The 18,807-nt window shown below is 32.9% G+C and carries 21 protein-coding genes and 2 pseudogenes; 12 read left to right on the top strand and 11 right to left on the bottom strand.

Features of this window, described 5'->3' with window-relative positions:
• Nucleotides 1-139: 139 nt before the first annotated feature.
• From M2265_RS05195 to M2265_RS05180, 4 genes are all read right to left on the bottom strand, one after another.
• Nucleotides 140-607, bottom strand: coding sequence for a DUF5958 family protein (locus tag M2265_RS05195; RefSeq protein ID WP_132767227.1), 468 nt, complete (start codon nucleotides 605-607; stop codon nucleotides 140-142).
• A 27-nt stretch (nucleotides 608-634) separates the two neighbouring features.
• Nucleotides 635-1,093, bottom strand: a complete 459-nt coding sequence (locus M2265_RS05190) for a DUF695 domain-containing protein (RefSeq protein WP_021191087.1) — start codon at nucleotides 1,091-1,093, stop codon at nucleotides 635-637.
• A 90-nt stretch (nucleotides 1,094-1,183) separates the two neighbouring features.
• On the bottom strand, nucleotides 1,184-1,486 hold the full coding sequence (locus M2265_RS05185) for a hypothetical protein (RefSeq protein WP_021191088.1): 303 nt from the start codon (nucleotides 1,484-1,486) through the stop codon (nucleotides 1,184-1,186).
• A gap of 94 nt (nucleotides 1,487-1,580) precedes the next feature.
• Nucleotides 1,581-1,721, bottom strand: a complete 141-nt coding sequence (locus M2265_RS05180) for a hypothetical protein (RefSeq protein WP_021191089.1) — start codon at nucleotides 1,719-1,721, stop codon at nucleotides 1,581-1,583.
• 574 nt (nucleotides 1,722-2,295) lie between these two features.
• Here M2265_RS05180 and M2265_RS05175 point away from each other — a divergent pair.
• From M2265_RS05175 to M2265_RS05160, 4 genes are all read left to right on the top strand, one after another.
• Nucleotides 2,296-2,529 (top strand): hypothetical protein, encoded by a 234-nt coding sequence (locus tag M2265_RS05175; RefSeq protein WP_132767229.1) that lies wholly within the window; start codon nucleotides 2,296-2,298, stop codon nucleotides 2,527-2,529.
• A 222-nt stretch (nucleotides 2,530-2,751) separates the two neighbouring features.
• Complete coding sequence (locus M2265_RS05170; protein ID WP_021190573.1) at nucleotides 2,752-2,931, top strand: type II toxin-antitoxin system HicA family toxin; 180 nt, start codon at nucleotides 2,752-2,754, stop codon at nucleotides 2,929-2,931.
• 37 nt (nucleotides 2,932-2,968) lie between these two features.
• Nucleotides 2,969-3,370: a type II toxin-antitoxin system HicB family antitoxin gene (locus tag M2265_RS05165; protein WP_132767231.1), complete on the top strand. Its 402-nt coding sequence runs from the start codon at nucleotides 2,969-2,971 to the stop codon at nucleotides 3,368-3,370.
• 117 nt (nucleotides 3,371-3,487) lie between these two features.
• Complete coding sequence (locus M2265_RS05160) at nucleotides 3,488-3,994, top strand: hypothetical protein (RefSeq protein ID WP_132767233.1); 507 nt, start codon at nucleotides 3,488-3,490, stop codon at nucleotides 3,992-3,994.
• A 5-nt stretch (nucleotides 3,995-3,999) separates the two neighbouring features.
• Here M2265_RS05160 and M2265_RS05155 read toward each other — a convergent pair whose 3' ends face one another.
• Both M2265_RS05155 and M2265_RS05150 read right to left on the bottom strand, forming a co-directional pair.
• On the bottom strand, nucleotides 4,000-4,698 hold the full coding sequence (locus M2265_RS05155) for a hypothetical protein (RefSeq protein ID WP_132767235.1): 699 nt from the start codon (nucleotides 4,696-4,698) through the stop codon (nucleotides 4,000-4,002).
• A gap of 37 nt (nucleotides 4,699-4,735) precedes the next feature.
• A complete protein-coding gene (locus M2265_RS05150; protein ID WP_132767237.1) occupies nucleotides 4,736-5,569 on the bottom strand; it encodes a hypothetical protein in 834 nt (277 codons plus the stop codon).
• Nucleotides 5,570-5,910: 341 nt separating this feature from the next.
• Between M2265_RS05150 and M2265_RS05145 the strand changes: the two genes are divergently transcribed.
• The 4 genes from M2265_RS05145 to M2265_RS05135 all read left to right on the top strand — a co-directional run bounded on the left by M2265_RS05145 (nucleotide 5,911) and on the right by M2265_RS05135 (nucleotide 7,970).
• Nucleotides 5,911-6,069 (top strand): hypothetical protein, encoded by a 159-nt coding sequence (locus M2265_RS05145; RefSeq protein WP_165905801.1) that lies wholly within the window; start codon nucleotides 5,911-5,913, stop codon nucleotides 6,067-6,069.
• A gap of 282 nt (nucleotides 6,070-6,351) precedes the next feature.
• Nucleotides 6,352-6,609: a heavy metal-binding domain-containing protein gene (locus tag M2265_RS26935; RefSeq protein ID WP_132768902.1), complete on the top strand. Its 258-nt coding sequence runs from the start codon at nucleotides 6,352-6,354 to the stop codon at nucleotides 6,607-6,609.
• A 30-nt stretch (nucleotides 6,610-6,639) separates the two neighbouring features.
• Nucleotides 6,640-6,798, top strand: coding sequence for a hypothetical protein (locus M2265_RS05140; protein ID WP_165905802.1), 159 nt, complete (start codon nucleotides 6,640-6,642; stop codon nucleotides 6,796-6,798).
• Nucleotides 6,799-6,878: 80 nt separating this feature from the next.
• Nucleotides 6,879-7,970 (top strand): S41 family peptidase, encoded by a 1,092-nt coding sequence (locus tag M2265_RS05135; protein WP_132767240.1) that lies wholly within the window; start codon nucleotides 6,879-6,881, stop codon nucleotides 7,968-7,970.
• A gap of 147 nt (nucleotides 7,971-8,117) precedes the next feature.
• Here the strand turns inward: M2265_RS05135 and M2265_RS05130 are convergent, their stop codons facing one another.
• The 3 genes from M2265_RS05130 to M2265_RS05120 form a co-directional block, all read right to left on the bottom strand.
• Nucleotides 8,118-8,858 (bottom strand): TlpA family protein disulfide reductase, encoded by a 741-nt coding sequence (locus M2265_RS05130; protein WP_132767242.1) that lies wholly within the window; start codon nucleotides 8,856-8,858, stop codon nucleotides 8,118-8,120.
• Nucleotides 8,859-9,266: 408 nt separating this feature from the next.
• The gene (locus tag M2265_RS05125; protein ID WP_132767244.1) at nucleotides 9,267-9,728 is read right to left on the bottom strand and encodes a hypothetical protein; all 462 of its coding nucleotides are present in this window, start codon (nucleotides 9,726-9,728) and stop codon (nucleotides 9,267-9,269) included.
• A 58-nt stretch (nucleotides 9,729-9,786) separates the two neighbouring features.
• Entirely contained in the window at nucleotides 9,787-10,656 is an 870-nt protein-coding gene (locus M2265_RS05120) for a tetratricopeptide repeat protein (protein ID WP_132767246.1), read from the bottom strand.
• A 268-nt stretch (nucleotides 10,657-10,924) separates the two neighbouring features.
• Between M2265_RS05120 and M2265_RS05115 the strand changes: the two genes are divergently transcribed.
• The 4 genes and pseudogenes from M2265_RS05115 to M2265_RS26930 all read left to right on the top strand — a co-directional run.
• Nucleotides 10,925-11,374 carry a nuclear transport factor 2 family protein gene (locus tag M2265_RS05115; RefSeq protein ID WP_132767248.1) on the top strand — a complete coding sequence of 150 codons (450 nt, stop codon included), beginning with the start codon at nucleotides 10,925-10,927 and terminating at the stop codon, nucleotides 11,372-11,374.
• A 204-nt stretch (nucleotides 11,375-11,578) separates the two neighbouring features.
• Nucleotides 11,579-13,015 carry a DUF4932 domain-containing protein gene (locus M2265_RS05110; RefSeq protein ID WP_132767250.1) on the top strand — a complete coding sequence of 479 codons (1,437 nt, stop codon included), beginning with the start codon at nucleotides 11,579-11,581 and terminating at the stop codon, nucleotides 13,013-13,015.
• Between the two features lie 155 nt (nucleotides 13,016-13,170).
• Nucleotides 13,171-13,842, top strand: a pseudogene (locus M2265_RS05105) (heavy metal-binding domain-containing protein).
• Nucleotides 13,843-13,882: 40 nt separating this feature from the next.
• Nucleotides 13,883-14,107 (top strand): annotated as a pseudogene (locus M2265_RS26930) (transposase); the annotation flags it as partial.
• A gap of 133 nt (nucleotides 14,108-14,240) precedes the next feature.
• On the opposite strand, the gene M2265_RS05100 reads toward M2265_RS26930, so the two are convergent.
• Together M2265_RS05100 and M2265_RS05095 are read right to left on the bottom strand one after the other, a co-directional pair.
• Entirely contained in the window at nucleotides 14,241-15,644 is a 1,404-nt protein-coding gene (locus M2265_RS05100; protein ID WP_132767256.1) for a TolC family protein, read from the bottom strand.
• Nucleotides 15,645-15,654: 10 nt separating this feature from the next.
• Nucleotides 15,655-18,798: an efflux RND transporter permease subunit gene (locus M2265_RS05095; RefSeq protein WP_132767258.1), complete on the bottom strand. Its 3,144-nt coding sequence runs from the start codon at nucleotides 18,796-18,798 to the stop codon at nucleotides 15,655-15,657.
• Nucleotides 18,799-18,807: the final 9 nt, after the last annotated feature.

The following is an 18,807-nucleotide window of genomic DNA, read 5'->3' as shown; positions in this document are numbered from 1 at the left end:
CTGCAGTATGTAATAATGCTTCTTCGGATATTTCTAGTTCGTTGATAAGCTTCTGCACAGTGTTTAATTTACATTTTAAAAGCAAATAAAAATGATTTTATGGTTTATAAGCACAAATGTTTTAGGACCTTACTTTTCTTTATATATTATGCCAATCATGCCCGCAACCATTTTTACATTCCGTATTCCGTCGTTGTGTATCTGTTTGTTTAAATATCCACAAAAGTGCAATAATGGTCTTTTGTTGTTCATCTTTACGAAGTATCTCAAGTTTGTTAAATGCAATTTTAGTAGGGAACGATTTTAAAATTACAACTGGAGTTAAGGTAGGTTTAAGTGGTATACTGGCAATTGCTTGAATGTACGTATCGGTAGTATAATTTACTTTTTCGGGAATTGAATTGACAATGTAATTCCTCAACAATGTGAAAACAAGTTCAAATTCAAAATTGGCGTGATTTAATATAAATGAACTGCCTTGATTAAATTCAATTTTATCCTGAGCTATTTGATTTATTAGGGTGTCAAATTCTTCCATCGATATTTCGGATATTGATAAATAATTTTTAATACTTTTACTTAGTAAAATAGCTGAGTTAGTTGTCATCAAATATTTTTAAAGCAAAGCTTTTCTCTACTTCCAATCTGTCAAATGCCACTTTGCCAACTCCCAATTATTGTCCGGATCGATTCGATAGTCAAACTGTCTAGGGGAGGAGTTGGCTGTAATAATTTCTTGGAGAAATCTATTTGAGATTTCAGGATCGTATACTCGCCAAATTAATTCTCGCGTTTTATTCCAGGTTATTCTTGCAAGAAATAAGGCATTAGGTTTTTCCTTATCCGGGCCTTTTATTTCATTATCCAAATAATCGCCATAGTTATCAATTACTTCAACTTCACTTTTTGAAGGCATTCCATTATCGATTAAATCTTCTAGATCTATCATAATCGATAAGTGCCATGCGAAAACTATTTTTGGTTCAAATTTCCTTAAAGCAGTATTGACCACGGCCACACCTGGAAAATTATCTTGCTTAAAATTTAACACTGAATAGGATTCGTCGGGTATCAATACTTTATAATCTGTCATAATTTATATTCTGGTGTTATTTCTTAAAGTGAGTGTGATCTGGGTTATAATAACAAATAGTGTGCAAAAGGTAATAATAATCTGAAATGGCTACATATAACCGTAAATCGTTATTGAATCCTGATCAGTGTCGAATGGATAGTTTTTATCTTCGAGAAATGAGACCAATGATTCGTTACCTAACAACGTTATTTTTTCAATATCCAGAAATTTTATGAATCCGCTTTTGTCATCAATGATGAGGCAGTCAGACTCCAATTCGCGAATAAGCGTTACTCCGATTTCTATTTCATGGTTTAATCTCTTTAATGAAAATTGTCTACCTAATTGCTCCAATAATTCAAATAAATTAAACCATTTGATATTATTTAATAAACCAGATTTAGTATTCATTATAGTCTGTTATTGAAGATTAGTATTTAAGCTGAATAGTTTTATAATCTTGCTAAGATATCAATTTCACTCTATACTTTTTAGTTCATACGCTTCAATTTGATTTCTTTAAAACTTCATCCACATATTCATTAAATCTATTGTATCCGTTATGTGATGGATTATTAAGATCTATCATTCCATCCAATCCAGAATCGTAGATTTGCCAACCCTGTAATTTTGTCAATTGTATCATTTCATAAATAGCATTTTCACCATATAGATGTAAAATTTCATTTGAATTTAACTTATCATCTACAAAATAATCTATTTCAAAACCATCTCCAACGATAGTGCTACAGTTATCTTTAACTTCAATTCTTTTGAAATACGCTTGTAGCGGTGTGAAAAAATCGGTAGCTATTAACTGATCCTCCTGAATCTCTTTAAGATCCGTTATTATCTGTTACGAATTAAACAAAACAATATCCGAACTCATTAAGGTGATATTATATGGACGTATTATATAACTAATATAGTATAAATATAATAAATCATTGATATCTAAGGCGAACAAAATTAAATCCATTTAAACTAAAATTTATAGCAAAAATAAACTAATATATTTAGTTTTATTATTTATCTTTGGATATTGAATAAGGATGGACACGATATTAAGATAACCGGTTGCTCAACATTTTTGCGTGTTCATCCTGTTCAATATTGATTTAAAGAAGGGGAGAGTTCTGTAAGTTCACTTTATAGTAAGGAATTTAAGACCGAAATGTTGACCTGTTGGAATAAGGAGATAATAATAAATATTAATTGCGATGAATGTACCATTGACAATCGAGATCTTGAAGGACTTAAAACATAAGGGATACAATATCCTGAAGTCTGAGAATAGTGTGGATGATGTTATACAGCATTTTGTCCCGACAAAAGTAAACGACCTATGGGCGTTTATGAGCGAGTTTAAGGAAGAGTCTGCGACAGTCGTGATCGAGCAGATCCTGGATGTACCAGAGGAAGTTTTAGAAGGAAAATTCTTAAGGGTTTATTAAAGTTAGTAAACGAAGAATTTAGATTCATTTTTTTAGATAAGTAATTTGTTATTATGTTTTTATTAGTGTTAAATATTCAAAAGCATAAGTATATAGATAAAATTAAAATTTAATATTTTTTGTTTATTAGTAGTATTTATACTACCTTTGTGTTGTGGTATTCGAGATGTGTATGGTAGTTTAAGGCGTAAATTATCCACTCACATTTAAATCTGTTTCAATATGAAATCAAGTGAATTCCACAAGATTTTGCGAAAAAGTGGCTGGAACCATATCCGCACGAGTGGATCTCACTACATTTATGAGAAGGAGGGTAGAACATATCCAGTTCCTTATCATGGAAGTAAAGAAATTGGGGAAGGTCTTCGCAAGAAAATCATGAAGGATCTAGGGCTTAAATAAGCCTTAGATCCCAAATGAAAATAGAAAGGAGCAAAATATGAAAACCTTAAAAATTGTTATTGAACGCAGTGAAGATATGTTTAGTGCCTATGCAGAGAATGCAGAAGGCATCTATGGCGGTGGCGATACTGTCGAAGAGGCAAAACAATCCATTTTAGATGCTATTAAAATAATTACTGAAGAGTTTACTTCAGAGAATATACCTTCCATTCTAAAAGGCAAATACGATATTATGTATCACTTCGATGCAGAGAGTTTTCTCACTTACTACAAGGGTATCTTTACCAATTCTGCTTTAGAGAAGATTACAGGTATTAACCAGCGTCAGCTGCAACATTACTCGTCGGGGCTTAAAAAACCGCGTCAACCCCAGCTTAAGAAGATTGAGGATGGGTTACATCGACTTGCAGCGGAACTACAAGCGGTAGAGTTGGTATAATTAAATATGAATTGGTTAGTTGACTATATTATATTTAATGTTTCGCTCATTTTATCAGAGATGATCGAATATTCAAGGATGGCTTTTGTTAACGAAATGAATATTAAATTTTAATGCATGACAGGTCTTCAGGAAATGATTTTAATAGATGAGGTCATCTTACAATCTAAAATTGCCCAAAGAGCTGCAGCGCGTTTGAAAGCTACTCATGACAATTTTGATCATGTCGAAACATGGTGCTCCATACAATCCATTCTTGTAGCGGTTGGAAATATATCAAAAATTCTTTGGCCTATTGAAAAATATAAAGCACGTGGTAATAAATTAAGACAGTTACTCAAAGTCGATAATAATAATCCCATATCTAGTCGCAAATTCCGTAATCATTTCGTTCATTATGACGAACGCATTGAAGAACGGTTTGAAACCACTCCAAAAGGTGTATACATCGATTTGGTTATGAATCCTTCTTTGAGGAATAGTATTTTCAATGGTTCAATTTTAAATACTAATAGAGGATACAACTCATCTAATAATTCTTTAATATTTCGTGATGAAATACTTTATTTAGACGACGTATTTATAGCACTTCAAAATATTGTTATTAATTGCAAATCATACTGATTTAGTTATTTTACAGATTTCAAATATATATGTCTTAATTCCATCCACTGAAAAAAATCTTTTCTAAATTTTCTAGAATATAGCTCTTTATCAACTATCATTTCTAAAATTTGTTCAACTTTTATTGTGAAGTCATTAAGTATACCTTTTAAATTAAAATCTTGTACGTCACCTCTTTCTTTTCCTACAATCGAAATTCTATTTCCCCATTTGTTCAGAGTACTTTGAATCAGCCTAAAGTAACCAAACGTTTGTTTATCAGTATACTGATAATTGGTAGTGTGTGAGGCTATTTTATTTCTCAAATCAATAATTGTTAATGACTTTAGATCCATTTTCAACTCTTTTTGGTTTTTGAAATTAAATAATCGTATCAAATCTATCATTGCTCCAATTTGTAAATAGCACGCATTTAATAAACCATATAGTCGAAGATACATTTCATCTAAATCCGAGCTCTGTTTATAAAGGCCGTACTTATTAAAATTATCAATTGCGTATTGAGCATCTTGTATTTGGTCGATACAAGCTCGTAGTAGATCAATATCAGATGTATTTTGAAATTTTAATTTTTTGACTAAACAATTAAGGAATTCGTTCTCTGATAAGTTATTCTTAACAATGGTATATTTTAAAATTCCTAAAATTATATCAGTATAAATCTGAACATTCGAAAACTTTTCTAAATATTCTTTATCTTCCATTCGTTTGTATTATATGCTTTAAGTTAATTGGGGTGTATTATTTCGTCTTTCGAAGATTTTGCATAGCATTTTCAATCATCTTCAATACTTCTGGATTATTTGAATATTGCACTTTCTTCTTTTCCCACATTTTGAAGTGTGCTTCAAAAATATTTTCAGTTCTAGCTTCTAGTAAAGGCATATATTCTTTATTAAGTAGAAGTGAGAATTCAAACATTTGAAGGAGTATTTTCATAAAAGAAATTGCTTTCTTAGAAACAGTCTCAAGACTAGTATTATAAATTTCATCATAGGCTATTGATGGGGTATCATCATAATGAACAAAAATATTCCTAGAATTTTTCATGTCTTTTAGCGTGAAATCATCAAATTTATCCAATTCCGAAGTTATTCTGTTATATTCAGTTTTTAAATGCGGAAAGTAGCCGGAAACGAGGATACCGATGTCTTTTTTCCATATAGAACTATTTCTATCTTTAGTTTGCAGATCTCCTTTTTGGTTTTTCCAGACATAATTATATATCTTTTTAAAGCCTTCATTAATAATAATTACAATGTGTTTAGTTGCATATTGGTGTTCATAATCTTCCTCCGCTTTAAGAGCATTCCTGTAAGCACATGCGAGATCCTGTGAGATTAAACCTAATAATATAGAGTATTCTGCTAACTTTCTTGAATGGTTTTCATATTCAGAAATTTCTAGTCCGTGGTCAAATAATTCTTCTTGAATTTTGTCTATTTGTTTAATTTGTCTGATTTGTTGTCTCAGCAAAATTAAGTTTTCACTAGTCATCTTAATATTCAATTGTGAATAAGATAGTATTTCAAGCTTTGTTTTTTCGGTAATTGGTTGTTTTTCTTCTATGGTCATTATTTAAGTATTAAATTCTTATAACTGAAATTATAAAAAATGATCATCATTATTATAAAAGTAAAGTTAATAATTCAATAATTATTGATCATTTAAAAGAACAATTTACTGTTTCACTGAAAATTGTGTATATGGGCAATAGTCAATTTTCCCTGACAATAGATCAATACTGTTCGAAGTCGTAGATAAGCTTTACCTTTATTCCGATATAGGTAAATGGGATAGTTCTAATAGAGTTTAATTTACTGTAATAGATGTGTCCATTGTTTCTTGCTAAGAGTTATTCGTAATATTTTGACTTCGGGGTAGTTCGGATATATTAAGAAGAATTAGAGGAACAATTGAAAGAAGCTAAGCAAGCAGTTGTAATTGCTAAAGCTGAAGGTGAGCATCAAAAGGCTATTGAGATAGCTTTTAAGCTGAAAAAGATGGGTTTATCAGTAGAACAAATTGCTGAGGCGAAAGGCCTTACCATTGAAGAGATTGAAAAACTGAAATAAATCAAATAGATCATATAGATAAACATCTAAAGCCATTCTGTCAAGAATGGCTTTATACGTTTTATACCTTCCTTACGGCTTCCCGTATTTTTTAATCAAACCGATCCTTTATTTTCGGGCTTTTAAAACAGTATTCATCATACACCATGATCGTTACCAGTACCAATACCATCGAGGGGAGAGAAGTCCTGCGTTATTTTGATCCCATTTCAGCAACAGCTGTTATTGGAGCCAATGCTCTGAGTGCGATCCGGAGCCAGCTTCGTTTAGTTTGCTTCACAGATCCCTTCAGGATTCTTCGGTGGGCGCTCCCGCAATTATGAAAACAAATTACAGGAGCTATATACGAGCGCAGTGGAATCTTTAAAGCAATACACTCGTAGTTATCAAGCAGATGCCGTTATAGGCTTTAGCGTCAATATTGATGAGCTCTCGGGCAAAGGAACGCAAATGTTCACGATCACCGCTATCGGTACACCAGTATTGCTCAATGAAATCAAACATATACAAGTAGAAGCAGTAGGTAGAGATATCGATTGATCAGTTATTAAGAACAAAGTCAAAGCAAGCTTGATCATAGAACGCAATACCGGTATCTATACCATGGACAATACTACAGCGGAGGTTATAGCCACATCCCGATTGACCGAATTTGTACCCCTGCTATTCAAAGCGATGAATGAAACAGGGGGGGCAGACGTTACTTTAAGGTCACTCCATCTTACATAAAAAATAATGAAAAAATTTTAATCGAAAGATATAAAAATTTTATAAATTTTTATATCTTCGACAATTAACTGAACCATTTTATGAAGAAAAAACTATTATTTGCTATAACGACATTTATATTATTGAATTTTAACGCACAAGCTCAAAATAAAGATGTCCAAAACATTGTACTACGATTTTTAGACTCCGTACAAACTAATTCCTATATGAGTCTGAATGTGAAATGGGATTCTGTTCGTCCAGATTTTATAGAACAAACTAAAAATATAAATGATATTAATGATCTCAAACCTCATTTAACTTCCTTTATCAAAACATTGAAAGACGGTCATTCATCAGTTATATTTTTGAACAAAGAAGAAGATAATACAGAAGAATCCAAGTTTGCTTTTTACAAATTAATTGGAACAACTACTGATGCGGAGGCAGGTCTTCCTCCCAAAAACTTCCAACATCGCATACTTCAAGATAAATATGCTTATATTAATATACCATCGGTAGCTCTTGAGAATCGTAAATTTGTGGATACCATTGGAATACAATTAAAAGAGTTGGATGCGAAAAATCCAAAAGCGTGGATTATTGATTTAACCGAAAATAACGGCGGAAATATTATGTCTATGATTTGGCACTTTCCAACATTAATTGATGTGAATCATTGTTATTCGTATTTTAGTCTTACTAAAGATGAAAAAGTTTCGACAAGGTTTATTGAAACAAGTCCTGATGATATAAAAGTTGCTCAATTGATAAACTTAGAATATGAAAAAGTCCTACCTATAAGTATTAAGAATAAGAATGTGCCAATAGTGATTCTGACGAGTCAAATAACGGCTAGTTCAGGAGAATTATTTGCGGCTTATTTCAAAGGTCAAAAAAATGTGAAATTAGTAGGTCAAAAAACAACTGGTTTGACCTCTAACAATAGCCCTATTGATATTGGCGGAGGTATTACTATAAATTTAACAACTTCTGTTTTGAAAGATCGAAATGGAAAAATTTATAAAATTGGTGAAGGAATTGATCCTGACATTCAGTTGAATATTGATTATGCAAAACAGGAAGGAAAAACAGATTTGACCTATCAAGAATTGAGTCAGGCTATAAAAAAGAATAAACAAAAATATTTGGATGAAGCTATTAAGATTTTGGGAAATGATAGCTTCAACTAAAAAATTGCTTAATTAATATTGCTCATTATATTGCCAAGTCTAAGTACTTTTTTAAAAAAATTAATAGATACCAAATTATAACAATGAATTAATATGACTAACCAAATTAAAATCAAACAATTATCAGCGATATTAGAGGTGTTGCAGTTAGCTGAAAAATTGAAATTTGTCTACTGAAATGCCTACAATTGAGAATCCATCTCCTTTATGCGCACGAAATAGTTCCGTCAGCTCAGGAAATTGCGCAATACATGGTCCACAGTTACTATACCAATAATCAATTAAGGTAAATTTATTATTGTTAATTAGGGTATTAAGATCAGTAACTACATTATTTCTGTTTGTCAGAGAAAACTTTGGAAACTCGTTTCCAATAGATCCCTGTTCAGCTTTCTTTAATTCTAAATCCAATATTCGCCCAATATTGCTATTTCTTAGGTTAGAGTCTAATCCGTTATATATTTCACGAAAAATTGGTCGATTTCCAAATGGTAAAAGATGTGCTATTTTATAAAGGGGAACATAAGAGCTTGAGTAGTCCTTGGCTATAATACTCACAACCGTATCTGTATTATTATAACTTAAATTTAAAAGCGAATCTTTCATCTGCATATTACCTAGCTGATGATCTCTAAGGTATTTATAGATGTCATAGTTATTAGCAAAAACATTATTATAGGCTCCCATTGCATTTTCTTCCAAATATTTGTCTCGTCTTACTAACTGATACTTATTTTGAAAGAGCCTTGCTTGAACTATATTTACGCCAGGATGTAATACAACAGGATTTGTTCGATAATTGGAATCTATAACAAAACTCACGTAGGCGGGATTTCGAATAACAGCATTAAATAGAATATCTTTACCATTTATTGCTTTTTCAGGCAAGGAGTCTAGATAATATTGATTTCCCAGAACTTTTTCAATTTTAACACCGTGCTGTTTCCCATCAGTAAATAGTATACTTAAGTAGTTTTTTCCTGACCAAAAGTGAGACTTCCAATTGAAGATATTAAAATGGCAAGTATTATAATTTGTTTCATTGTAATATCTTTTTTTTTTAGTTTTTAGTATTCCATTTTCTTATCTAATTGACACTCATGGTTTCGAAATCTAAATTTAAGTATGTCTGTGCGGATACTATGGATGTACTGCAGGATAGTAGGAGTAAGAGCGCTAGTTTTTGTAATGGTTGCATCTTTATTTGGTCGTAGTCTATAAAATGGTAGGCACAAGATACCTATTTATCAAAGTAATCTAAACTTTTAAAACCAATTTTTTTTGGAACGACTGTAACTATTCGGTTCCAAATATTTTTCCATTAAATGTATGTGTACAGCAAGCGCAAAATGGTTTCATATCTTTTGCTTTTAGATCAGGATTAGATAATTGTAAAATATTGTTATTATCAACATATAGACCTGAAAAATAGGATGACTCTCCAATCCTTACAAAGTCTTGCTTTTCGTTTTCTTTTAAAGCTACTATTGCAAATATTGGTTCATCTTTATCTAACCTAGATTTTGCTTCACTAAAAACGTCGTTCCAATCAGATCCAACTTTGGATATTAAAAATCTGTAAAGTGGTGGTGTGTAATCTAAACCGCGCTCTTTTTTAGCAGACATCTTTCCCTTTGCTTGTTCTAATATTTCTTTTTTGCTATTACGAGTGTCTTTATAATCTCCACCAAATTTATGATGAACATTAAATGTCTTAGTATTTACTTTTCTAAATAATTTGGATTTATCTTTGTTCATGTTAAATTCTTAGCAATTAATGCACAAATTTAAAGTTGGTGACAGTTGGATTTTGTTATTATTGATATAAACCAGAACTGTCATACCTAAGTTGATAAGGATAACGTTCATAAATAGCATTATCTTCATTGATCGTGTATCCATTTTTTCGATCTAGCTCCGCTTCCTCTAGTAATTTTGAAGCAGCTTCCGTTTTACCTAGATGTACTAATGAAACAGCTTTATAATACTTCGCGTCAGAAAACTGTTGATATTTATTTAGGGTACGATCAAACGTTTTTATTGCCATATCATATTTCCCTTGCTCGTACTGGGAGATACCATAATAAAATAAATCCAGATGATGGATCCACTCTTCACCAATTCTTAGAACCGTCAAATCAATTTCTTGTTTTAAAATTGCTTCTGCTTTTTCAAATTCATTTAACTGCAATAAGCTCAGCGCTATGTAGAATTTATAGGAGTGGTCCATTATATGACCGTTACCATGCCTGGCTATAGCCTCTTCAAAGTCGACTATTGCTTCCCGATAGGTCTTAGCAAAAATACATTTTATAAATCCTCGATAGTTTAGGTAATTGTCTTTGTCATAAAAAACAGCTTTATCAAGATATTGCATGCCCATTTCATATTTTCCTTGTTTAAACAAGGGCATAGCTTTTTGTTGCCAGAGATAAGCAATCGTAGAATCTTCTTTTAAACCCATATCAATATATTTTCCCCATTCTTTTGAGTAGTAGCTGTATTGACGAGCGCTGTCTGTTAAATATTTTTCTACTATGGCTTCTTGCTTTGCTTTATCACGCTCAGGAGGAGGTTTTTCAATATTTCTGTTTTTACAACTTATTATTGTTACCGCCAAACTTAGTGACAACAGGGTATATTTTAATATGTATATGATATGATGGCTGCTATATAATCTTGGCATTTTCCTTATAAATTGAACCCTCAATATACAATAAAATAGAAGAACTTATTTGAATTTAGCATTTTGAATCGATCCTCACAACTTCACCTATCCATTTCCTTCATTCACCGAGTTTTTAGTTGGTTTAGTCTAATTGCCATTGGGTAGGGACGATTTACACCCTACTTTTGAATCAACAATTGCTTAAGCAAAGCATCAAGGTTTGAGTTGGGGGATGTGGGGCTGATGCAATTAGAAACAAAAACTAACAATATAACATAAAGACATTATGAGAACTTTAACAAAAACATTCGTAGCAGCAGCCTTGATCGCAGTCTCTACTTTTACTATGGCTGCGGGCAAACCAGAGGTATCAAACCCTAAAAAAGCAGTAGTCAACTTATCCACATCAGATTTGGCCATTGATCATTATGTTGCGGTTATGACAGAAGGACAATCGACAGGAGTAGAGCAATTGTTTACAACAGACTTCAGTCAAAAAGTAAAGGCATCAGAAGATAAAACCAATAGCCGTTCGGAAGTTATTTCCTTCTTGAAAAAGCAAAAAGGTGAGCAGTTAAACTGTAAAACAAGTACCACCATTGTACAGGAGTCAGCAGACTATATGATCGCTAAAGTAACGATGCAGTTTGAAGGTTTTACCAAAACCGATCTCGTGACATTGGTAAATGATGGCGGCAACTGGAAAGTATCCCAATCGATCAATTCTTACAAGTAATTTAGTGAAGTCCTTAAAAGGGTGAAACTTTATATTTTAACCCTTTTTTGGTCCTATTGTTCGCTTATGAACATATGGTGTCCGATTATGGTCAACCCATCATAATGATATTTTCATATCATACTGTTTATCAATAAACTATATTTTTGGTAAAAGACTTGGTATTGAGAGTATACTATAATAGTAAAAAAATATAATATAAAAATGATTACTAATATTATTGCCCTTAGCATTAGAAAGACTTCTAAACATTTATTGATTATTCTATTCAGTTTATTGTTTACGTTAACTTATGGTCAATCTGAAAAAAATATGGACAAACCTAAGGTTGATGAACGTATTGAAATCCTTAGTATTGTATTTAGATTAGCCGGTAACCGCGAATACAGTTCTGAACTCTTTAAAACTTATACAGATCGTATTGCAGCGCATTATTCACTTTATAAAGACCATGAATTGATACAATTTATCAAACAGATTAAGCAGGAGAATGGTATTGGTTATGATGCTGTAATGAGTATGGCAGTTCATCTTGATGATGAGCTAAATCTTAAATTAGAATATATCGACGGTTCTCTTGACAAACGCTGGAGTAAAGAAAATGCGATCAAATTTTCAAAATTATTAAAGCAGTTTTACAGGACTAGCCATAGCAGAAAATTTTTTCAACAAAATAAAAATATCTACCGTGAAGTCGAAAAACGGTTCTTGCCAATATATCAGTCTATCGACCTGAGCTGGTATTCGCGGTTTTACGGTAAAGAGCCTGCAGAAAAGTTTTTGATTGTTAATGGATTAGGGAATGGTGGAGGAAACTTTGGGGCAGCAATGAATATTCCAAAAGGTAAAAAGGAACTCTACGCTATTATGGGAACTTGGAGTGTCGATAGTATGGGAATGCCGAACTTTTCAAAGCAAGATTATTTACCAACATTGCTCCATGAATTTAATCATTCTTTTGTTAATTATTTATTAGAAAAAGATCCGTCAGCTTTTACAAATAGTGGAGAAAAATTATTTAACATTCTTAAAGAAAAAATGGAACGCCAGGCTTATCGTAGTTGGAAAACGATGCTAAATGAAGCTTTGGTTCGAGCTTCAGTAATAAAGTATATGAACGACCATCATTTTAAAACAGAAGAGATACAGCAAGAGGTAAATGAACAATTTGAGCGGGGTTTCGTTTGGATTGAGGCACTCGTTTCTGAACTTGAAAAATTTGATAACCAAAGAGATAAATATCCTACATTAGAGAGTTACATGCCCAATATTGCTAAGGCTTATCAGTCCTATGCTATAAATATTCAATCTTTTATTGATATTTATGAAGCTAAAAAACCAAAAATAGTTTCTTTTGAAGAGCTTCAGAATGGGCAGGAGAATGTTAGCAGTACATTAAAACAACTTAAGATCAATTTTGACAGACCGTTACTGGGAAAAGGTCATTCCTTTAATGGCATTTCTAAAGAAAGTTTTCCAATTATAAAAAAACATATTTATTCTTCTGACAACAAATCTGTTACTATTTACTGGGATTTAGAAGAAAACAAGAGCTACGAAATCATTTTTACAGGTAAATCATTTAGGACTATGGATGGTATACCAATGAGTGATTATCTCTTGAGGTTCAGTACAAAGTAAATGTAACACATAAAATAAATGATCATTATACCAAATAAAGCCATTCTGCCAAGAATGGCTTTATTTGTTTATCTACCCTCCTTACTGCTTCCCGTATTTTTTAATCAAACCGATCCTTTATTTTCGGGCTTTTAAAACAGTATTCATCATACACCATGATCGTTACCAGTACCAATACCATCGAGGGGAGAGAAGTCCTGCGTTATTTTGATCCCATATCAGCAACAGCTGTTATAGGAGCCAATGCTTTGAGTGAGATCGGAGCTAGCTTCGTAGCGTTTGCTTCGCAGATCCCTGCGGGATTTTTCGGTGGACGCTCCCGCAATTATGAAAACAAATTACAAGACCTATAAAAGAGCGTAGTGGAGTCTTTAAAGCAAAATGCCCGTAGCTATAGGGCAGATGCCGTTATAGGCTTCAGCGTCAATATTGATGAGATCTCGGGCAAAGGAACGCAGATGTTTATGATCACCGCTATCGGTACACCCGTATTGCTCAATGAAATTAAACATATACAAGCAGAAGCAGTAGGAGGAGATATCGATGGATCAGTTATTAAGAACAAAGTCAAAGCAAGCTTGATCATAGAACGCTATACCGGTATCTATGCGATGGACAATGCTACAGCGGAGTTTATAGCCACATCCCGATTGACCGAATTTGTACCCCTGCTATTCAAAGCAATGAATGAAACAGGGGAGGATCAAGTATTCAAAGATCGTCAAGCCACGCTCTTCCGTTATTTTGATTTTCTGGACAAAGACCAAGCTATAGCCACCTTTAGGGATATGAAAACCTGCTTACATCGAGGAGAAATGGGACAATAAATATCCCGTATACGCTATGTCATAGTTAAATAACTGGACCAATCTTGCTGCCTTTTTTGAATATGAGAGTCAGGTGCGAAAGGTTATTTATACGACTAATCCTATTGAAGGAATGCACCGTCAGATCCGTAAAATAACGAAGTCTAAGGGTGCATTCAGTTGTGAACAGGCGTTAATGAAGTTGATGTTCTTGATAATAAAGGGTATATCTAAAAAATGGACGATGCCAATTTACAATTGGGGCTTGACTATATCCCAGCTTTAAATTAAGTGATAGGCTAAAGCTAGATAGAAACTTTTAAAGAGAAACCAATGACAGAGTTGAAGTTACACTCCCAATCAAATCCCTTCTCAAATATTTATAATTTGAGAGGAGATTTGATAAGTTCATTTTTGTATTATCTCCACCCACCTCCTAAGGCTCGATATAATTCTATACGAGCGAACAATTCTTTGCGTTTGCTAATATTATAATCCATATCACAATTAAGTAGATTATTTTGAACAGTTAATATTTCAAGATAATTAGCTTGACCACTACTAAATAACAGTTTTGTCTTTTCGATATTACTTTCTAAAATAAATCTTTGTTTAGCTAAAATTTCCTGTTGTTCCGTTTGCTTATCTATTTGCACTAGTGCATTTGATACTTCTGAAACCGCATTTAATATTACTCCTCGAAATTTAATAACAGTTTTTTCCCGATTAGCTAGCGATATTTGATGATTTGTTTTTATTTTTCGTTTTTGTAATATAGGTTGACTTATACCTCCCGCTACAATTCCAAATAAAGATGCAGGGATATTAAACCAATCGCTCATTTTAAAAGACTGGAGGCCAACATTTGCATTTAAAGTTAAAGAAGGATAAAATGCAGCTTGGGCAATTCCTACCTCTGCATTTGCAATTTCTAAATCCAATTCGGCACTTTTTACGTCAGGTCTTTGAGCTAAAAGAATTGTTGGGATTCCAGTTTGTATATTTTTACTCATCCTACTATTTTCTAAAAACTGCTGTCGTTGTTGGGGGCTTGGAAAAGTACCAGTTAGTGTGCTCAATATATTCTCTTGAAGAAAGATTTGTAATTGTAAATCTGTAATTATTTTTTTCACATTCAAACCTTGTACCTCAGACTGTTCAACAGCAAGTGAAGTGTTTTTTCCTGCTAGAAATTGTAAATTTGTGGTTTTTTTAATATCATCATTTATCTCCATATTCTTATACGCTAAAGCCACCTGATTGTCTAAAATCATAAGATTATAATAACATTGTGCGATTTGTGCTATTAAGGTTGTCTGTATTAATTTTTTGACCTCTTCAGATTGTAAATAATTTGCTATAGCCACTTTTTTTTGATTTTTTATTTTACCCCAAATATCAGCTTCCCAATTCAATCCAAAATCAATCTGAAAATCTTCAATATTTTGTTTATTTTCAATATTTAATAAGTTATACTCTGAGGGATAATCTGTAGAGGACTTAATATCTAGTTGTAAATTAGGTATATTTCTCCATTGTGCTCTTTTTAATTGTAATTTTGATATTTCGATATTTTGAAGCGCTATTAATACATCTGAATTTCTTGTTAATGCATTGTCAATTAGTTGAATTAGGCACTCATCTTGAAAATATGATCTCCAATCTAATTGACCAATATCAATACTATCTGTCATTAGATAGTTTGTTCTATATTCGTTAGGAAAAGCATCCGTTGGAATAGAAACTTCAACTTTTGAAACCGTACATGCAGATAAAAAAGTTAGAAATATTGCTAAAGTAAGCATTATGATATTTTTATTCATAGGATATATTTTAGTTTATTTTTTGATGTTGACCTGAAATTTTCTCCTGTAAGTATTGGAATATTACATAAAGCACAGGTATGATAAATATCCCTAATACAACACCACTCAGCATTCCTCCAGTTGCGGCAACACTAATGGATTGATTTCCCATAGCAGAAGGACCTGTCACACGCATCATCGGTATAAGCCCTGCTGTAAATGCGAATGAGGTCATTAAAATTGGTCTTAAACGTAATTTTGAAGCTTCGATAGCAGAAGATATTATTGATTTTCCTGAATGCCTTCTCTGGATAGCAAATTCGACGATAAGAATGGCATTCTTTGCCAGCAACCCGATCAACATGAGCAAAGCAACCTGTATATATATATTATTTTCGATGCCTACCAAACCTATAGCCAAAAACACGCCTAATAAACCTGTAGGGATAGATAATAAGATTGCTAATGGTAATATATAGCTTTCATATAAGGCTGCCAGGATAAAGTAAATAAACAAGATACTTATGCTAAAAATAATTAAAGACTGTCCGGATGAAGTAATTTCCTCCTTCGTCATTCCTGTAAATTCATAAGAATAACCAGCAGGTAAATCCTTTAATGCGACTTCTTCAACTGCGGTAATAGCATCTCCTGTACTGTATCCTGCTTTTGGAATAACATTAATACCAATTGAATTAAAAAGATTGTATCGAGAAGCTGTTTCTGGTCCATAACTCTTTTCAAAACGAACTAAAGTGCTTAGAGGAATTTTTTCTCCTAACTTATTTTGTACATAAATAGCATCCATTGCGGATAAATTACTACGATCTGATTTATCGGCTTGCAAAATCACGCGGAAATATTTTCCAAATCTATTAAAATCGGAAGTCTGCGCACTTCCAAAGTAAGTTTGCATCGTCTCTAAAATAGTTCTAACCTTAACTTGTAATTGAGCTGCTTTTTCTTTGTCTACAACAAGTTCTAATTGTGGATAATCGGATTTAAAAGAAGTGAAGGCAAGATCAATTTCTGGGCGCTCTTGCAACTTACTAATGAAATTATTAGTGATATTACCAAAAACGTGTAAATCCTTCCCCATTCGATCTTGTAACACAATATCTAAACCATCCACATTACTAAAACCAGAAACAGTAGGTACGGTAAAAACAAAGAATTCAGCTCCTTTAATAGAAACTAGTTTATTTCTGATTTCTTCCATTATCAAGTTTATATCTTGTATTTCTCCTCTGTCTTTAGCTGGTTTTAATAGCATATAAATGGCTCCCGCTGAAGGGCTAGTCGTTCCTGTAAGAGGATCGGAACCATATAATGCATTTACAATTTCATTAGATTCCATGGGTTGGAGTAAACTTTCAGCTTTTTGCATTGTTTTTTCGGTTTGATACTGTGATGTGCCAGCAGGCATAGATAATGCAATGACTATAAAACGAAGATCTTCCGAAGGAATAAAACCAGTAGGTGTTTTCTTTGACATAAACAATGTAAGTGACGCAACGAGCACCAACATGGACATACTTAGCCATTTGTACTTTATTAATGTTTTAATTGATCGACCATATTTATTTGATAATTTTTCAAATCCAACATTGAACCCTGTAAAAAACCGCTCCTTGAAACTAATTTTCACACTATTATCTTTGCGCTTGTTTGGATCAACTTTTAAGAACACAGCTGCCAATGCCGGGCTTAATGTCAAGGCATTAATTGCAGATAGGAGAATTGCTATAGCCATTGTTAATGCAAATTGCCTATAAAATACACCCGTTGAACCTTCCGTGAAGCTTACTGGTAAAAATACTGCCGACATCACTAGAGTAATCGATATAATAGCTTGAGTGATTTCACTCATTGCCGATAATGTTGCTTTCTTAGGTAAAACATTTTCCTGATGAATTTTACTATGTACAGCTTCTACTACTACTATGGCATCATCTACTACAATTCCAATTGATAATATAAGTGCGAAAAGTGTTAATAAATTGATAGAAAATCCGAAAATATACATAAAGAAAAATGTTCCAACGATCGCTACAATGGCTGAAATAGCAGGAATGATGGTAGATCTAAGATCTTGCAAGAAAAGAAATACGACGATAAAAACAAAAACAAAAGCTTCTATCAAAGTATAGATAACCTGTTCAATAGATTGATCTAATGCTTCCTTTGTATTATATATAGTCGCCTGTTTTATTCCCTTTGGAAGATTCTTCTCGGCTTTGGACATGATCTGGGCAACCGATTTTTGTATTTCATTAGAGTTAGAGCCTGGGGCTTGCAAAATGTCAATATTAATCCCTGGTTTTCCATTTATACGTACATGATTAGTATAAGTTGCTGCACCAAATTCAATACGTGCTACGTCACGAAGTCGAATTAATGAGCCATCAGTGTGCATTCTTATGATAAGAGATTCATAATCGACAGGTTTGTTTAGTTTTCCTTTGTATTTAATAACATATTCAAAGGACTCTGTACTGTTGGCGCCAAGTTTTCCTGGTGCTGCTTCTAAATTATTGTCATTGATAGCTTCATGTACCTCTGCTGGTGTCATATTATAATTTGCTAATTTCGTCGGGTCTAACCAAACACGCATAGCGTAACTCTTATCTCCACCATCAATTCCAGCTTTTCCTACACCAGGAATACGCTTAATCTCTGGAATAATATTGATCTGCGCATAATTTGATAAAAAAGTTTGATCGTATAGATTTTCATCTTCTGTATACATTCCGAGTACCATGATCAAACTATTTTGTTGTTTTCTTGTCGTTATACCTGCTAACAAAACCTCTTGAGGGAGTTGACTTGTTGCTTGAGATACGCGATTTTGCACATTTACTGCGGCTTGATCTGGGTCAGTGCCTAAACGGAAATAGATGACAATACTTAACGTGCCATCATTACTTGCAGTAGAACGCATGTAATCCATATTTTCTACTCCATTAATAGCTTCTTCGAGAGATGGAGCTACAGATCGCAAAATAGTTTCAGCATTTGCTCCAGGGTAGGTTGCATTGACCTGAACAGCTGGTAAAGCTATATCTGGAAATTGTTGTAACGGTAATTTGTATAGACCTAGTAAGCCCAACATGACCAAGATGATCGAGATAACTGTAGCTAATACAGGTCGTTCAATAAATATTTTAAACATTATTGTAGT

The sequence above is a fragment of the Sphingobacterium kitahiroshimense genome, from assembly GCF_025961315.1.
GTDB lineage: Bacteria > Bacteroidota > Bacteroidia > Sphingobacteriales > Sphingobacteriaceae > Sphingobacterium > Sphingobacterium anhuiense.
The sequence above is the reverse complement of the archived record's forward strand: the minus strand, read 5'-3'. Positions and strand labels throughout refer to the sequence as shown.